At 34.2% G+C, this 16,664-nt stretch carries 15 protein-coding genes; 13 read left to right on the plus strand and 2 right to left on the minus strand.

Annotated features, from left to right (window positions below; all coding sequences use genetic code 11):
* Nucleotides 1-7: 7 nt before the first annotated feature.
* From QY331_05975 to accD, 5 genes are read left to right on the plus strand one after another with little or no spacing between them, the layout of a single operon-like run.
* The gene (locus QY331_05975; protein WKZ70795.1) at nt 8-1,576 is read left to right on the plus strand and encodes a bifunctional response regulator/alkaline phosphatase family protein; all 1,569 of its coding nucleotides are present in this window, start codon (nt 8-10) and stop codon (nt 1,574-1,576) included.
* Nucleotides 1,573-1,998 carry a tRNA (adenosine(37)-N6)-threonylcarbamoyltransferase complex ATPase subunit type 1 TsaE gene (gene tsaE / locus QY331_05980; protein ID WKZ70796.1) on the plus strand — a complete coding sequence of 142 codons (426 nt, stop codon included), beginning with the start codon at nt 1,573-1,575 and terminating at the stop codon, nt 1,996-1,998. The genes QY331_05975 and tsaE overlap by 4 nt, the downstream gene beginning before the upstream one ends.
* Entirely contained in the window at nt 1,991-2,647 is a 657-nt protein-coding gene (gene tsaB, locus QY331_05985; protein WKZ70797.1) for a tRNA (adenosine(37)-N6)-threonylcarbamoyltransferase complex dimerization subunit type 1 TsaB, read from the plus strand. The genes tsaE and tsaB overlap by 8 nt, the downstream gene beginning before the upstream one ends.
* The gene (locus QY331_05990; GenBank protein WKZ70798.1) at nt 2,644-3,372 is read left to right on the plus strand and encodes a DUF1573 domain-containing protein; all 729 of its coding nucleotides are present in this window, start codon (nt 2,644-2,646) and stop codon (nt 3,370-3,372) included. Before tsaB ends, QY331_05990 begins: the two co-directional genes overlap by 4 nt.
* A complete protein-coding gene (gene accD / locus QY331_05995) occupies nt 3,372-4,211 on the plus strand; it encodes an acetyl-CoA carboxylase, carboxyltransferase subunit beta (protein WKZ70799.1) in 840 nt (279 codons plus the stop codon). Before QY331_05990 ends, accD begins: the two co-directional genes overlap by 1 nt.
* A gap of 14 nt (nt 4,212-4,225) precedes the next feature.
* Here the strand turns inward: accD and QY331_06000 are convergent, their stop codons facing one another.
* Nucleotides 4,226-5,380 (minus strand): cysteine desulfurase family protein, encoded by a 1,155-nt coding sequence (locus QY331_06000; GenBank protein WKZ71300.1) that lies wholly within the window; start codon nt 5,378-5,380, stop codon nt 4,226-4,228.
* Nucleotides 5,381-5,394: 14 nt separating this feature from the next.
* Nucleotides 5,395-6,171 carry a biotin--[acetyl-CoA-carboxylase] ligase gene (locus QY331_06005; GenBank protein ID WKZ70800.1) on the minus strand — a complete coding sequence of 259 codons (777 nt, stop codon included), beginning with the start codon at nt 6,169-6,171 and terminating at the stop codon, nt 5,395-5,397.
* Nucleotides 6,172-6,463: 292 nt separating this feature from the next.
* Here QY331_06005 and dnaK point away from each other — a divergent pair, with 292 nt between their 5' ends.
* From dnaK to QY331_06045, 8 genes are all read left to right on the plus strand, one after another.
* Complete coding sequence (dnaK, locus tag QY331_06010) at nt 6,464-8,401, plus strand: molecular chaperone DnaK (protein WKZ70801.1); 1,938 nt, start codon at nt 6,464-6,466, stop codon at nt 8,399-8,401.
* Nucleotides 8,402-8,515: 114 nt separating this feature from the next.
* On the plus strand, nt 8,516-10,477 hold the full coding sequence (locus tag QY331_06015) for a M1 family metallopeptidase (GenBank protein WKZ70802.1): 1,962 nt from the start codon (nt 8,516-8,518) through the stop codon (nt 10,475-10,477).
* On the plus strand, nt 10,474-11,388 hold the full coding sequence (locus QY331_06020; protein WKZ70803.1) for a hypothetical protein: 915 nt from the start codon (nt 10,474-10,476) through the stop codon (nt 11,386-11,388). Before QY331_06015 ends, QY331_06020 begins: the two co-directional genes overlap by 4 nt.
* Nucleotides 11,388-11,936 (plus strand): peptide deformylase, encoded by a 549-nt coding sequence (gene def / locus QY331_06025; protein ID WKZ70804.1) that lies wholly within the window; start codon nt 11,388-11,390, stop codon nt 11,934-11,936. Before QY331_06020 ends, def begins: the two co-directional genes overlap by 1 nt.
* A gap of 5 nt (nt 11,937-11,941) precedes the next feature.
* A complete protein-coding gene (gene fmt, locus QY331_06030) occupies nt 11,942-12,847 on the plus strand; it encodes a methionyl-tRNA formyltransferase (GenBank protein WKZ70805.1) in 906 nt (301 codons plus the stop codon).
* Nucleotides 12,848-12,890: 43 nt separating this feature from the next.
* On the plus strand, nt 12,891-13,865 hold the full coding sequence (locus tag QY331_06035; protein ID WKZ70806.1) for a cysteine synthase family protein: 975 nt from the start codon (nt 12,891-12,893) through the stop codon (nt 13,863-13,865).
* Between the two features lie 97 nt (nt 13,866-13,962).
* Entirely contained in the window at nt 13,963-15,324 is a 1,362-nt protein-coding gene (locus QY331_06040) for a pyridoxal-phosphate dependent enzyme (GenBank protein ID WKZ70807.1), read from the plus strand.
* Between the two features lie 40 nt (nt 15,325-15,364).
* Nucleotides 15,365-16,498 carry a cystathionine gamma-synthase gene (locus QY331_06045; GenBank protein ID WKZ70808.1) on the plus strand — a complete coding sequence of 378 codons (1,134 nt, stop codon included), beginning with the start codon at nt 15,365-15,367 and terminating at the stop codon, nt 16,496-16,498.
* Nucleotides 16,499-16,664 lie beyond the last annotated feature (166 nt).

The raw sequence follows: 16,664 nt of genomic DNA on the forward strand, positions 1-16,664 counted from the left end.
GATTATAATGCCACCCAAAAGAATATTATGGGTCGATGATGAGATTGAATTGCTGCGATCACATGTTTTATTTTTAACCGAGAAAGGCTATGAAGTAGAAACTGTTACTAATGGTACTGACGCAGTTAATGAGGTTAATACAAAAAATTATGACCTAATTTTTCTTGATGAAATGATGCCCGGTATGGGTGGACTTGAAACTTTATCCGAAATAAAGGAAATTAATTCTCATATACCTGTAGTCATGGTTACCAAAAGTGAAGAAGAAAGTTTGATGCATGATGCTATTGGAAGTAAAATTAGTGACTACTTGATTAAACCAGTAGTTCCTTCACAAATTTTACTTGTATGTAAAAAGATTTTTGATCGACAAAAAATTTCTGGCGAATATGTTGCCAGAGATTATTTAAATGATTTTAACCAAATCTCAACTCAGCTTCTTAACAATCCTGACCATTCTGCTTGGATTGATATTTATAAACGATTAGTTAATTACGAATTAGAACTTGATGCACATCCCGAAGTTGATTTACGCCAGACACTCAGCGATCAGAAAAAAGAATGCAACCAAGAATTCAGTAAGTATGTTGAGAAATATTATAAAAAATGGATTGATAGTTTGGAATATGATGATTCACCAAATATGACTCCTCGTATTATTGAAGATAGAGTGATACCAATGGTGAGAGAAAGTGAAGGGCCGATATTTTTATTCGTGCTTGATTGTCTAAGACTTGACCAATGGAAAGTCATGGAAAGAGAGTTAATAAATTTATTCAATATTAAAACAGATTACTATTATTCCATATTGCCGACAGCAACACCTTATGCTCGTAATGCATTATTCAGCGGGCTCTTTCCTTCTGAAATTGAACAACACTACCCGGAACTTTGGTCAAAAGAAGGAGATGACGAAAGAAGCCAAAATAAATATGAAAAAGAATTACTTCAATTATTGTTAAAGAGAAAGCATGTAAATCTTCGTAACGACCTTAAGTATATGAAAATTATTGACCCAGATGTTGGTAGAGCATTTGAACAAAATATTAGTTCGCATCATAATACACACTTCATGGCAGTTGTGGTAAATTTTCTGGATATGATTGCTCATGGTCGTTCCGATTCGGATATCTTAAAAGAAATTGCGCCGGATGAATCAGCCTACAGATCTTTAACTGCAAGTTGGTTTAGACACTCATCATTGTTGGCTACTTTTCAGACAATTTCTAAAATGAAGAATGCTAAAATTGTTATAACTACCGATCATGGAAGTATAAGAGCATTAAGAGGTGCCAAAGTACTTGGAGATAAAGATGCTTCCAGTAATCTTCGCTTTAAATTTGGCCGGAATTTAAAAGTTGACGATAAACATGCGGTTTTTGTAAAAAATCCAGCCGATTACAAATTACCGCGTAAGAATATGATGATCAGCTATATCTTTGCTAAAGAAGATTACTATTTTGTTTATCCTACAGACTATCATAAGTATCTTAGCTATTATAAGGATACTTTTCAACATGGAGGAATTTCCATGGAGGAAATGATTTTACCAATTATTACTATGGAAAAGAGATGACATTCCCAGTATCGGTAGAATCCTTAAATGAAAGCGACACGATCAATTTCGCGAATGAGTTTGCAGTTACTCTAAATCAAGGGGATATAGTTGCATTAAATGGGAATTTAGGAAGTGGTAAAACTTTTTTTATCAAAGCTGTTTGCAAAAATTTTGAAATTGATAATGTAACGAGTCCGAGTTTTGCAATCGTAAATAGTTATGATGGAAAATACAAAATCAATCACTTTGATTTTTATAGAATCAAAAAGATAGATGAGTTATATGATATTGGTTATTATGACTATTTAAATGATTCATCAATTACATTTATCGAATGGGCGGATTTATTTCCGAAATTGTTGCATAAAAATTACTACGAAATTAATATAGAAATTGATTCTCAAACCACGCGAAAAATTTCGATAAGAAAATATGAATGATATATTTCCATTATTAGCTTTCGAGACGACTGATGAACTTTGCAGTGCTGCATTATTATTGAACCAAAATGAATACTCCGAGATTAATGTCAGTGGAAAACACGTTCATTCAGCGAAACTTGTCCCAAGTGTCGAACAATTACTTTTAACAAATAAAATTCTAGTCGGTGAATTGAAAGTAATTGCCGTTTCTGAAGGGCCAGGTTCATTTACCGGATTGAGAATCGGCATGTCTGCGGCTAAAGGAATTGCGGTTGGGGCTCAAGTACCGGTGCTGTTAGTTCCTACTTTCGAGGCAATTGCTTTTAAATATTGTAACATTCTTCCGAATGATTCGATATTCTGTATTGTCAAAAAAGCAAGTAGGGATGAAATTTACTTTGCTAAATATAAAGTAAAGGATAATAATTATTTTTTGGTTCAGCCATTAAGTTTAATTCAGGTGGGCGATCTTCCAAAACAAACCATGAATTCTGATGTAGTTATTACCAATATTATTAAAGATTTAGCGGTTAATAAAACATCAGTCCTGTCAGCTCTAGATATTGGAGTATGGGCTTATAAATTTGGCAAAGATTTATTAACTTCGGACTATGATTTATTGGAGCCGAAATATTTCAAAGAATTTATTGTAAAGGAGAAATTATGAAGAAACTATTTTATACAATCAGTTTGCTTGCAGTTTTGTCAATTAGCGTAATGGCTCAGCCAAAAGCAGTCTTCTCTGAAGAGAAATATGATTTTGGAAGCATAAGACAAGGTGAGATAGTGTCACATGAATTTGTTTTAAAAAATGAAGGCAACGAAATCTTAAAAATAGAAAATGTGAAAGCAACTTGTGGTTGTACTGCTGTTGCACCTGAGAAAAAAGAATTAAAACCTGGTGAATCTACAAAAATAGGAGTGAAATTTGACTCAAATGGTAGAAGGGGTGTTCAGCAAAAATACGTTTATGTTTTCACAAATGATCCGGAAAGACCTCAATCTCGTTTAGCATTTGCTACCAAAATATTACTTGAAGGTGAGATAGAATCCGAGGTCGTTAACCCACCACTTTTTCATATCAAATCAAACGAAATAGATTTTGGATCGGTGAGCGAGGGCGAAGTAAAATCTGAACGGATAACTTTTATGAATAGAGGTAAAAGTGAACTGGAAATTATTAGTGTAAAATCTTCTTGTGATTGTGCAGCAGTTTCTGTGAGTAAGAAAAAATTACGTCCAAATGAAGTTGCTTTTCTAAGTGTTAGATTTGATTCAAGAGGGAAATCCGGTGCTTTAACACACACAATAGATTTAATTACGAATGATAAACAGCATACTGAAGTAGCGGTTACAATTAAAGCTAATGTTGTAAAGGGAGAGAAATCTTAATGGGCTGGTTCAAACGCTCCAAACAAAATATTTCGCCTGAGAGTAAAAAACTTGAAATGCCCGATGGTCAATGGGTTAAATGTGAAAGTTGCGGGGAAATTATTCACAATAAGCAACTTGATTTGAATCTCTGGGTTTGCTTAAAGTGTAATCATCACTTTAGAATCGGGAGTAAAGAGTACATAAGTATTCTTTTTGATAAAGGAAGTTTTCGAGAAACAGATAAAAAAATGAAATCCGGTGACCCGCTCGAATTTGAAGATACAAAGAAGTATAAGGACCGTATCAATCAGACAATCAAAAAAAGTGAATTGATGGACGCGGTTAAAACCGGAACCGGAAAAATTGACGGTAAGAAAGTATCCCTTGCTTGCATGGATTTCAAATTCATAGGCGGAAGCATGGGAGCAGTAGTTGGTGAAAAAATTTCCAGGGCAATTGACCGTGCTTACAAAGAAAAAATTCCGATGATAGTAATAAGCCAAAGCGGTGGTGCCAGAATGATGGAAGGCGCATTCTCATTGATGCAAATGGCTAAAACGAGCGCACGGCTTGCTCGCTTGGCTGATGCCGGTTTACCCTATATTTCAGTTATGACTGACCCTACCACCGGGGGTGTTACGGCAAGTTATGCAATGCTGGGCGATGTTAATATTGCTGAACCTAATGCATTAATTGGTTTTGCCGGTCCACGCGTTATTAAACAAACTATCGGTAAGGATTTGCCTAAAGGTTTTCAACGTTCTGAGTTTTTGCAAGAGAAGGGATTTTTAGATTTTATTGTTAATAGAAAAGATCTGAAAGAGAAAATTTCATTGTTGATTGACTATATGAGTTAGTTTGATTTGTCGAATTATTTCTTAAATTTTTTAGACATTTTCTCCAAGATTTCGATAGTATAATCAACTTCTTCAAAGGTATTCAATGCACTGAATGAAAGACGAATTGTTCCTTGTGCATCTTCCTTCGTTTTACCCATACTCATAATTACATGAGAAGGTTTTAATGTCCCCGAAGTACAAGCCGCTCCGTTTGATGCAGCAACTCCATTTATATCCAGATACATTAACATTGCTTCGGAATCGTTTTTGTAGAATTCAGAACTGAATGTGAGACTTAGAATAAACGGAAATTCTGTATTCTCACAATTAATTTCATAGTTTTCAATTGATGAATTACCTAATGCCGAGATAAAATAGTTGCGGAGTTTTTGAACATTTGAAAAATTTTCATCCATGTTTTGAGTCGCAATCTTTATTGCTTCGGCAAATCCAATAATACCTGCTGCAAACTCGGTTCCGCCACGTCTATTCCTTTCTTGTGAACCACCGAGAATCATTGGTGTTAGCGGAGTACCGGATTTAACATATACAACACCAATCCCTTTTGGACCGTGAAGTTTATGTGCTGAAGCGGAAAGTGAATTAACGCCTAATTCCTTTACATCAATTTTAATCTTACCAAAACTTTGCACAGCGTCAGTATGGAAATATCGATCAGTTCCAATAGTATTTCTTGTTAAAGACTTAATATCATTAACAGAACCGGTTTCGTTGTTAACATGAATTAATGAAATCAAAGAAGTTTGATCATCGAGATTATTCAGCAACTCCTTTTTATCAATTTCGCAATCGCTTGTTACGTTTATTTGATTTGTTGAGAAACCTAACTTATTAAGAGCGTTAAAAGTCTCAAGGACACATGTATGCTCAGCTGCGGATGTGATTAGTTTATTTTTCCCAGTTTCATCAAAATTCGTTTTTGCAATTCCGAATAGGGGAAGATTATTTGCTTCGGTTCCGTTACTCACAAAATAAATTTCACTTGTATCTGCATTTATAAAATCGGCAATTGTTTCTCGCGCTTCTTCAATGGCGACACGAACTTTTCTTCCAAATGAATGAATAGAAGATGGATTCCCATATTCATCTGTTAGCAATGGTATCATCTTCTCTAAAACTTTTGGATGAAGCTTAGTGGTTGCTGCGTTATCGAAATAGACTTTCAGAGGTATTCCTTTCTTTATCTTAGACTCACATCACCGTAGTGAATTTTTTCGGTTTTATCATCGACCCGTAAAATAAGAAATCCATTTTCATCGAGATCTTCAAAGATTCCAAACTTACTGCCGGTTTCGGCTTCAACTTTAACTTTCCCTCCAATCATTTTGCATCTGTCCTTCCAATCTTCAAGAATCTCTTGTGGGTTATCTTCAATTTTATTCAGAATTTCTTCAAATTGATTTAATACTTCACTCAGTAATCTCTCTCTGCTCACTTTATTTTTGAACTCCTTACGGATCGAAGTAGGTTCAATCAAATAACGACCCGGGAAATTTGTTTGATTCACATTAATTCCAATACCTATCACAACTCTATCCAACTCACTTCCCTTAGAAGTAGATTCGAGAAGAATTCCTGAAACTTTCTTCCTATCAATTAAAATGTCGTTTGGCCATTTAACCGTACACTTCAATTGGTACAAATTTTCAATAGATTGAGCCACTGCTAAAGAAGCACCCAAATTTATAATGTTTATAACTTTGCCATCAGCTTTTCGGAGAAGTATTGAAAAGGTTAAATTTTGTTCAGGTGTACTTATCCACTCGCGTTCTCTTCTACCTCTGCCTTTTAATTGTTCTTCGGCTAAGATTACTGTTCCGTCATCCTTAAATTCTTTACTTTCTAAAAGCATCGAATTTGTCGATTCTACTTGCTCAACATAAATAAACTGTCTACCTATTACTTCGGTATCAAGCTTTATATCAAAATCTTCAATGTTAAAGGCATTGTTCTCCATTTCGTCTCCTTATCTGCTAAAATGGCATACTAATGAAAATCTATGTTAATTTATGAACTTTGCTGACAATATGGCGTAATAATGATTTTTTTATCAAAAAGCTAACTTATTATATAACAATAATTTATAGAATATAATTTCTTGGCATACTGATTGCAACTGTAATAATAAATTAAAAATTATGACAAATTTACAATCACAAAAAATTGCAGCAGATTTATTAATACAAAGTTACGACAAAAAGAAGAAATCTGAAATTAAGAAGTAATTAAAATAAAAAGGAGTTAGAATTATGGGAAAAATTATTGGAATTGATCTTGGAACGACGAACAGCTGCGTTGCCGTAATGGAAGGTAACGAGCCTGTCGTAATTCCTAATTCGGAAGGTGGAAGAACGACACCATCTGTTGTTGCCTTCACAAAAAGTGGTGAAAGATTAGTTGGACAGCCGGCAAAAAGACAAGCTGTTACTAATCCAAATAATACAATTTTTTCTATCAAACGATTTATGGGAAGAAGAATTGATGAGGTTGGCACTGAGATAGGAGAAGTCCCGTACAAAGTTGTTGAAGGTGACGGGAAAACTGCTCGTGTTCAAATTGATGATAGAAAATATTCACCTCCGGAAATTTCAGCAATGGTCTTACAAAAGATGAAAAAGACAGCTGAAGATTATCTCGGACAGGAAGTTACTGAAGCCGTGATTACTGTTCCGGCTTATTTTAACGATTCACAACGACAAGCAACTAAAGATGCTGGTGAAATTGCCGGATTAAAAGTAAAAAGAATTATCAATGAACCGACTGCTGCTGCTTTAGCATACGGTCTTGATAAAAAGAACAAAGAACAAATTGTTGCTGTTTATGATTTAGGCGGTGGTACATTCGATATTTCTATATTGCAGTTAGGTGAAGGTGTGTTTGAAGTTAAGTCCACAAATGGTGATACCCACTTAGGTGGCGATGACTTTGATCAAAGACTTATAAACTTCCTAGCTGATGAATTTAAAAAGCAAGAAGGTATTGATCTTAGAAAAGATCCGATGGCTTTACAACGATTAAAAGAAGCAGCTGAAAAAGCTAAAATTGAACTTTCTTCATCAAGTTCAACAGATGTTAATTTACCTTTTATCACTGCAACTCAAGACGGTCCAAAGCACTTAAATATTAATTTAAGCCGCTCTAAATTTGAACAATTAACAGATGATCTTATTGAAAGAACAGTTGGTCCATGTGAAAGTGCAATAAAAGATGCAGGTTTAACCGCCTCACAAATTGATGAAGTAATTCTAGTTGGTGGTTCGACAAGAATTCCTAAGGTACAAGAACTTGTTAAAAAAATATTTGGTAGAGAACCGCATAAAGGTGTAAACCCGGATGAAGTTGTTGCAATCGGTGCGGCCATCCAAGGTGGTGTTCTTGCCGGTGATGTTAAGGATGTACTATTGCTTGATGTTACTCCACTATCACTCGGTATTGAAACTTTAGGCGGAGTGATGACTAAATTGATTAATGCCAATACAACAATACCAACTAAAAAGAGTGAAGTATTCTCTACCGCTTCGGATAACCAACCATCGGTCGAAATACATGTTCTTCAAGGTGAGCGATCGATGGCAAATGATAACAGAACACTTGGTAGATTCCACTTAGAAGGAATTCCACCGGCACCACGAGGAATTCCTCAAATTGAAGTTACATTTGATATTGACTCCAATGGTATATTACATGTAGCGGCTAAAGATAAAGCGACCGGAAAAGAGCAGAGTATTAGAATCACTTCATCGAGTGGATTAAATCAAGATGAAATTGAAAAGATGAAGCAAGATGCTAAAGAACATGCTGCTGAGGATAAAAAGAAAAAAGAATCGATCGAGATTAAGAACCAAGCTGACAATTTGATCTTCCAAACTAAGAAGCAAATTACTGAACTTGGTGACAAGTTAAACGCTGACGATAAATCTAAATTAGAAAATGAAGTAAAAAATCTTGAAGATGCAGTTGCTACAAATGATACTGATAAAATAAAAGCAGCATCTGATAAACTCACTCAAGTATTTAGTGAAATTTCTCAAAAGATGTATCAACAGCAAGGTGCACCGGGAGCTCAACCTGGTAATGAACAGCAACAAAATCAAGGTGAACCTCAAAGTGAGAAATCGAATGAAAAAGATGTTGAAGATGCATCCTACGAAGTAATGGATGATGAAGAAAAAAAAGACGGTAAATAAAATTAGACATTAGATGTACTTAGGCTTACTCTTTTGTCAGAGACCCCGCTTCAGGCGGGGTTTCTTTTTATATACTGTCAGTGACAGATTTTATATATTTATTTTATGAAAAGAATGCTTTTTATATTCCCGCTTATTTTGCTCAGTTTATTTTTCTACTCACAAGAATCTTCAGATCTTTTTCAAAATACACCACCAGAATTAGATTTTAGACAAACTAACTCAGTACTTTTAGAAAATAAGATTAAGTCTAACACAAATTATAAATTGGATGTAAGATTTGATCCTCACAATAAGCTTCTAATTGTATCAGAAAGGATAATTTGGCATAACACAACAAAACATCCGACTAACGAGCTGCAGTTTCATCTTTACGCAAATGCCTTTAGTAATTACAAAACTGAGTTAACAAAGAATATATTCCTTGATGAACTCGAAAAAACTAAAGTTAATATTAAAAATTTACGAGTAAGTGAAGAAGAAAAAGAGTTTATCTATATCCAACCCGAAGTTGAAAATCCATTCGACAGTACTGTGGCAAAAATTGAATTAAGTAATTCTATTAACCCTGGGGATTCAGTTACAATTAGCATTGAATACGAATTAAAGATTCCAAGAAGTTTAATTCGATTTGGTTATGCCGCGGGACGTGAATTTTATTTTATTGCTCAGTGGTTTCCAAAATTAGGCGTATTTAAAAATGGGGAATGGACTTGCAGTCAATATCATCCTTACGCTGAATTTTATTCTGATTTTGCCGATTATGATGTTACGATCACCATACCAAATGATTACATTATAGGAACAACCGGATCATTAATCTCATTTCTAGAAGGTGAAAGAGATAAGACGTATAACTTCATTGCCAAAAATGTTGTTGATTTTGCATGGACAGCTTCACCCGAATTTCTTGTTTATGAAAATATATTTCAAAGTAAATACGGACGAGAAATTAATATTAAATTTTTAATACAACCGGAAAACGAAGATCTAATTGAGAGAAAATTTACCGCAGTCGAAAATACTTTAGAATATTTAGAAGAATATATTGGCGAATATCCCTACAATAACTTAACACTTGTCGATGTTCCAAGGAGTTCAAACTTAGGAGGAATGGAATACCCTGAAATTGTGACTTACTTCACTCCTTTGTTTACACCAATAGAATTACAAAGACCGGAATCAACAATAATTCATGAAATAATTCATCAATATTTTTACGCAGCAGTCAGCAGTAATGAAACTTATGAGGGATGGCTCGATGAAGGAGTTACAACTTATTTAGAAAAAGTTATTCTTGATGAATATTATGGTAAGCCAATTCTTAGTTTTAGTTTCATAGATTACTTTCCAATTTATGGTATTAAGTTTCTTGCTTTCAGAGAAATTCCGTTGATTTATACTCTGCGAACTTTTGAAATTGATCATTATGTCTCTAATCTTTCGTTGTACTATGCAAATGATGGATTGGGTAATCTGAACGAAAAAAGTTTTTTCTTACCTAATTATCGGTCTTCAATTACAAATACGTATGCCAAACCAAGTTTAACATTGCATTCGCTTGAAAAATACATTCACAGAAAAAATGTTCTGGATATTCTTTCAAGATATTATAATAAATATAAATTCAACCATGTGACTGGAAGTGATCTCATAAATGAAATTAATGATTATAGCGGAAAAGATCTTACTTGGTTTGTTGATAGTTTTATAAACAAAGAAAATAAATTTGATTACAGCATAAGCAGCATTTATCAAATTAATGATACTTCCTACAAGATTTTGGCAGAGAGACTTGAGGAAGGAATAACTCAGACAGAAATTGCAATCTACACAGAAAGTGACACTTCATATATCGATTGGGATGGCAAAGACAGGTGGAAAGAATTTATCGTTTATAGCAAAGGTGAAGTCCTTGCCGCCGAAGTTGATCCACATAGAAAAAATATTTTTGATATAAATTATGCTAATAACTCATATATAATTGAAAGTAAATATTGGGCTTCACTTTCAATTGCAATTCGGTGGTATTTCTGGGTTCAAAATGCTTTACAAGTTTTTGGGAGTATTGGATGACTATTACCATTAAAAAGTCTTTGATACTTGGAATTCGCAGTATCTTCAAAAATGCCAAATTTGTTTTTCTATTGTGGGGAACAAATTCTCTTGCGGCATTCTTGTTAAGCATGCCAATTTATTATTTATTAATGGATAATCTGACACATTCATTAATGAGCGACCAATTAGCGTTGGAATTTGATTTCACTTGGTATATCCAATTTAGAAATATATATGAATCAAGTATCGGTGAAATTCCATTTATGATTTACAGTATGGTTGGTGTTTACATACTGATTCAAATTTTTTATATCGGTGGGCTGATTTCAATATTTAATTTTCCTGAAAAGAATCACATGGTTGATTTTTTTTATGGTGGTGTTAAACATTGGTTAAGATTTACAAAAATAGCTTTCATCTCATTAGTGCCATTCTTAGCTGCGTTTATAATTCATGATTATTTAGGACTTCTAATTGAATGGGGATTTGCTGAAACTGAGAACCAAATGGCGGATTTTATTATCCGGCTGGCTCGGTATATACTTTTAGTATTTTTTATTGGGTTAACTACAATTATATCTGACTACAGCAAAGTATATATGGCACTTAATGATTCCACAAAAACATTTCAGTCTATTGGTAGAGCGGTAATTTTTATTAAAAATAATTTTAATAAAACATTTACTGTGTTTTTAATTATAGCCTGTATCGGAGCATCAGGCGCAATTTTTTATAATCTTCTTGAAGCATATATACCAAGAACACCATTTTATTTCTTGATACTATCTTTTATTGTTCAGCAAATGTTGATTATATTTCGACTCTTTATTAGAATGTATTTTTGTGCTACGGAAGTTCTTCTATATAAAGATCTTAGCGCCGAAGTTGTCGAATTAAAAGCAAAAGAACAGAAAGTTGGAGTTAATTAATGGCAATCATTCCAATAACCGTTTACGGTGATTCAATTCTTCGCAAAAAGACGGAGAAAGTTAAGTCAGTAAATGACGATTTAATCCAAAATATTCAAGACATGTTTCAAACTATGCGCTATGCAAATGGAATTGGTTTAGCTGCCAATCAAGTTGGAATTGATAAGTCTTTATTTGTGATCGACTTACAAGAAGTAGAAGGATATGAAACCTTCAAGCCAATAGTGATGATTAATCCCGAGATAGTTTTGGAATCGGATGAAATAGTAACAATTGAAGAAGGTTGCCTAAGTTTACCAAACTTAAGAGCTGATGTTGATCGTGCAGCTGCTATCAAAGTAAAATATCTAAATACTGATGAGCAGGAAGAAGAACTTGAGGCAGATGAATTGTTTGCGCGAGTAATTCTTCATGAATATGATCATCTAATAGGTAAAATGATTCCTGACCGTGTTAATGAAAAAATCAAAAAGAAATTACAGAAAGAATTAAAAGATATTTCCGATAGAAAAGTTGAAGTAGATTACCCAATAACCGAGAAGCAGTAAAGTAAATGAGAATTGTATTCTTTGGTACTCCCGATTTTGCCGTTGCCTCGCTTTCTAAGATTTACGAAAGTGAATTTAAAATTTCAGCAGTTGTAACTGCACCTGATAAAGAACGGGGCAGAGGAAGAAAAGTTAGCTTTACTCCCGCTAAAGAATTTGCAATCGAAAAAAACATTCCGGTACTACAGCCAACTAAATTAAAAGAAAAACAATTCATTACAGAGCTGAAAAAGTTTAATGCCGATCTTTTTGTAATTGTTGCTTTTCGAATTCTTCCGGTTGAAGTATTTACTCTTCCAAAGTATGGTTCTATCAATCTTCACGGATCACTGCTTCCTAAATACCGCGGTGCAGCTCCTATTCAATGGGCACTAATCAATGGTGATGAGGAAACAGGTGTTACAACTTTTTTCTTAAAAGAAAAAGTTGATACGGGAAATATGATTCTTCAAGAAAAAATTGCAATTGATCCTGAAGATAATTTTGAAACTTTAAATGATAAAATGAAAGAAGTGGGTGCTGAAGTTCTACTTAAAACTATTTCTATGATTGAAAAGGGCGAAGTTAACGAGCAATCACAAGATGATTCATCTGCTTCACCAGCCCCCAAAATCACTAAAGAGATTTGCGAAATTAATTGGACAAAAGCTGCTCTGGATATTCACAATCTAATTCGCGGAGTTTCTCCTTACCCTGGTGCATTTTTCGTTTTGGATGATAAGCAGTACAAAGTATATAAATCCAAAGTTGTTGATTTACCTATACTTCAACTTGCTGAAATTTTTGAAGATAAAAAAGAAATTTTCATTGGTTGTGGTGAAGGAACCTTACAAATATTGGAAATTCAACCCGAAGGAAGAAAACGTATGACAGCCGAAGAATTTTTAAGAGGATATAGATTAATAAACTAAATATAATTACCGCACTTCGTAATTAAAATTATAGGATTCAATTTTGCGAAATAAAACTTACAACTTACTTGATTCAATTGGCAACACACCTCTAGTCAAACTAGATAATATTTCAAAAGAATTAAAAGCAAAAATTTGGGCAAAGTTAGAGTTTACAAATCCCGGTGGAAGCATAAAAGATCGTATTGCTTTATACATGATTGAAAAAGCCGAACGAGAAGGAAAGATAAAACCGGGTGATACTATTATTGAGAACTCATCAGGTAACACTGCTATGGGCTTAGCAATTGTTGCGAGACAAAAGGGCTATAAACTTAAAATCGTTATTCGCGATACTACGAGTAAAGAGAAAATTAAAATGCTTCAGGTACTCGGTGTTGATGTTCTTTTAGTCGATGCTAGTCTTCCTCATGAACATCCAAAATCATATAATAATTATGCAAAAAACTTAGCTGATGAACATCCCGATTATTATTACATTGATCAGCATAATAATTTAGATAACAACGAATCACACTATAAAACAACCGGACCCGAAATATGGGAACAGATGAACGGAAAGATTGATTATGTTGTTGCTGGTGTGGGAACCGGGGGAACGTTGTGCGGAATGGGAAAATTTTTCAAGGAGAAAAATCCCAATATTAAACTTATTGGAATTGATCCGATGGGTTCGATATTCTATAACTACTTTAAAGAAAAAAAACTCATTACACCGTACCGTTATAAAATTGAAGGGATTGGTGATGAGTTCTTAATCAAAACCGCACAACTTGAATTACTTGATGACATGTATCAAGTTGAAGATAAAACAGCTTTCCAATGGACCAAAAAATTGGCAAACGAAGAAGGGATTCTTTCCGGAGGTTCAAGCGGGGCAAATATTTGGGCATCTGTAAAACTCGCTAAAGAAATAGATAGAGAAGCTAATATTGTGACAATAATTTGCGATTCGGGATATAAATATTTCAGCACAATTTACAATGACCAATGGTTGAAAGAAAATGAATTAATATAGATGGTTAGTATTTTTTAAAACTATTCCCGAAATTTTTATTTCCCCAACAATTCTTTATAAATTTGTACATCAAATCTCATTTTAGAGGGTAGTAGTTTTGGATTATAAGAATAATATAACCGAATTAATAGGAAACACGCCTTTAATTCAATTAAATAAACTTAACAATGGGTTAAAGCCAAAAATTTTTGCTAAACTCGAATCTAACAATCCCGGTGGAAGTGTAAAAGATAGAATCGGTAGATCAATGATCGAAGATGCCGAACGATCGGGGAAACTTAAACCGGGTGGGACAATTGTAGAGGCAACCAGCGGTAATACGGGAATTGGACTTGCTCTAACTGCAGCTGTAAAGGGGTATAAAGCTGTTTTTGTTGTGACAGATAAAGTAAGTGATGAAAAGATAAATTACCTTCGTGCACTTGGTTCGGAGGTAATCGTTGTTTCAAATGCAGTTGAACCGGATCATCCGGATTATTATGTAAACGTAGCAAAAAGAATTGCCGATGAAACACCGAATTCTATTTTTGCCTATCAGTATTCAAATCCCGCAAATCCCGAAGTACATTATCAAACGACCGGACCTGAGATTTGGAAACAGACCGATGGTAAGATTACTCATTTTATTGCAAGTATCGGAACCGGTGGAACAATAAGCGGAACGGGAAGATTTCTAAAAGAAAAAAATCCCAATATAAAAGTTATCGGAGCTGATCCGCTTGGCTCAATTTTCAAAACGTATAAGGAAACCGGCGAACTTATTAAAGGTACACCCTATCTAGTTGAAGGAATTGGACAAGACTGCCTACCGAAAAATGTTCACTTTCAATACATCGATCAGATAATAAATGTAAGTGATCGAGAATCATTTGCGATGGCTCGTCGTTTAACCAAAGAAGAGGGAATATTCTGTGGTGGCAGTACTGGAACAATTGTTAAAGTAGCTTTGGATATTGCGAAAGATTTAACTGAAAATGATGTTGCCGTCTTCATCGTTTGTGATACCGGTGAACGTTATCTTTCCAAAGTGCACAATGAAAGCTGGTTAAAAAATAATAGAATGCTCGAAGTAGAAATGAAAATTCTGCGTGATGTTTCTGACGAGAAGAAACGGAGAGGAATTGAAAATATCTGTTACGTTCATGATAGTGATTTAGTGAAAGATGCGGTCTCAATTTTTAATAAATATGGGTACACACAAATTCCCGTATTCGATGAACATCTAAAGCCGGTCGGATCCGTACGTGAAAATAAATTAATGGGAAAACTGGTGGAAGATTCAAAATTATTGAACGTAAAAGTATCGGAAGTTATGGAAGAATCATTCCCAATAATTGATGCCAAAACAGAAATTGAAGAAGTGAAAAAAATGTTGAAAGATAGAAATGCAATTTTAGTTAGTGATTTTGGACGAATTACAGATATAATTACAAGATATGATTTAATTGATTTTAGTTAATTGAAAATTGTCAATAGAAAATATTAAATAGGAAATTAAAATGGGTTTTCAAACTGATGCTGTGCATGCCGGACAAACACCTGAACCGCTAAGCGGTGCAATAACAATTCCGATATATCAAACTTCTACATATCATCAAGAAGAACTTGGTAAACACAAAGGATATGAATATGGCCGAACTCATAATCCGACTCGCGAGGCAATGGAAAAAAATATAGCAACTTTGGAAAAAGGGAAGTATGGTGTAGCTTACTCATCAGGACTCGCTTCTGTTCAGGCTTTGATGGGATTATCAAAACAAGGTGATCATGTAGTTATCTCAAACAATGTTTATGGTGGAACTTATCGTCAACTTGAATTGAACATGACAAATTATGGTTTATCCTTTTCTTGGGTGGATACATCTGACTTAAAAAATATCGAGAATGCAATTAAGGACAACACAAAAATGGTTTACATCGAAACACCGACAAACCCGATGTTAAACTTGACTGATATAAAAGGAACAACTGAAATTGCAAAGAAAAATAACTTAATCTCAGTTGTCGATAATACATTTATGAGTCCTTATTTTCAAAATCCTTTATTGTTGGGTGCCGATGTTGTCTTACACAGCACTACAAAATATCTTAATGGACACTGCGATGTTGTAGGCGGAATATTAATTACGAATGACGAAAAAATTAATGAACGTTTAAGATATCTGCAAAATGCTATAGGTGCCGTGCCTTCTCCTTTTGATTGCTGGCTTACTCTGCGTTCGACTAAAACTCTTGCCTTAAGAATGAAACAACATAATGAAAATGCGATGAAAATTGCAGAGTATTTGGAAGGACAAAGTTATGCCGAAAAAGTTATTTATCCCGGTTTAAAATCTCACTCTCAACACGATCTAGCAAAAAAACAAATGACTGGATTTGGCGGCATGATCTCGGTTGATTTTGGCACATTCGAAAAAGCCAAAAAAGTATTAAACGGAGTCAAGGTTTTTGCACTAGCTGAAAGTCTCGGTGGTGTTGAGAGTTTGGTCTGTCATCCCGCATCAATGACTCATGCTTCAGTTCCAAAAGAAGAACGTGATAAAATGGGATTGACAGATAGTCTTGTTCGTTTCTCTGTTGGAATCGAAGATGCAGAAGATTTAATTGCTGATATTGAACAGGCACTTAAATAAATTTACGACTGTGAAAAGATTATAAGCTAATCTAACATCCACATAGCGCACAGATCGAGCAGAAAAAGCCGATAACCTATGATATTTCTTAGTAAACTGCTTTTTCAGCGGCAATTGTATTATGTAATATTTTCTTGATCGTATTCTCACAATTTCTCACAAATTT

The organism is Melioribacteraceae bacterium (genome assembly GCA_030584085.1).
Taxonomy (GTDB): Bacteria; Bacteroidota; Ignavibacteria; order Ignavibacteriales; family Melioribacteraceae; genus SURF-28.

What these genes read in the sequence shown, in the direction of transcription:
- accD (WKZ70799.1), top strand. Translation starts at nt 3,372, where the DNA reads ATGGGCTGGTTCAAACGCTCCAAACAAAATATTTCGCCTGAGAGTAAA.
- tsaB (WKZ70797.1), top strand. Translation starts at nt 1,991, where the DNA reads ATGAATGATATATTTCCATTATTAGCTTTCGAGACGACTGATGAACTT.
- QY331_06045 (WKZ70808.1), top strand. Translation starts at nt 15,365, where the DNA reads ATGGGTTTTCAAACTGATGCTGTGCATGCCGGACAAACACCTGAACCG.
- fmt (WKZ70805.1), top strand. Translation starts at nt 11,942, where the DNA reads ATGAGAATTGTATTCTTTGGTACTCCCGATTTTGCCGTTGCCTCGCTT.
- QY331_05990 (WKZ70798.1), top strand. Translation starts at nt 2,644, where the DNA reads ATGAAGAAACTATTTTATACAATCAGTTTGCTTGCAGTTTTGTCAATT.
- dnaK (WKZ70801.1), top strand. Translation starts at nt 6,464, where the DNA reads ATGGGAAAAATTATTGGAATTGATCTTGGAACGACGAACAGCTGCGTT.
- tsaE (WKZ70796.1), top strand. Translation starts at nt 1,573, where the DNA reads ATGACATTCCCAGTATCGGTAGAATCCTTAAATGAAAGCGACACGATC.
- QY331_05975 (WKZ70795.1), top strand. Translation starts at nt 8, where the DNA reads ATGCCACCCAAAAGAATATTATGGGTCGATGATGAGATTGAATTGCTG.
- def (WKZ70804.1), top strand. Translation starts at nt 11,388, where the DNA reads ATGGCAATCATTCCAATAACCGTTTACGGTGATTCAATTCTTCGCAAA.
- QY331_06020 (WKZ70803.1), top strand. Translation starts at nt 10,474, where the DNA reads ATGACTATTACCATTAAAAAGTCTTTGATACTTGGAATTCGCAGTATC.
- QY331_06015 (WKZ70802.1), top strand. Translation starts at nt 8,516, where the DNA reads ATGCTTTTTATATTCCCGCTTATTTTGCTCAGTTTATTTTTCTACTCA.
- QY331_06005 (WKZ70800.1), bottom strand. Translation starts at nt 6,171, where the DNA reads ATGGAGAACAATGCCTTTAACATTGAAGATTTTGATATAAAGCTTGAT.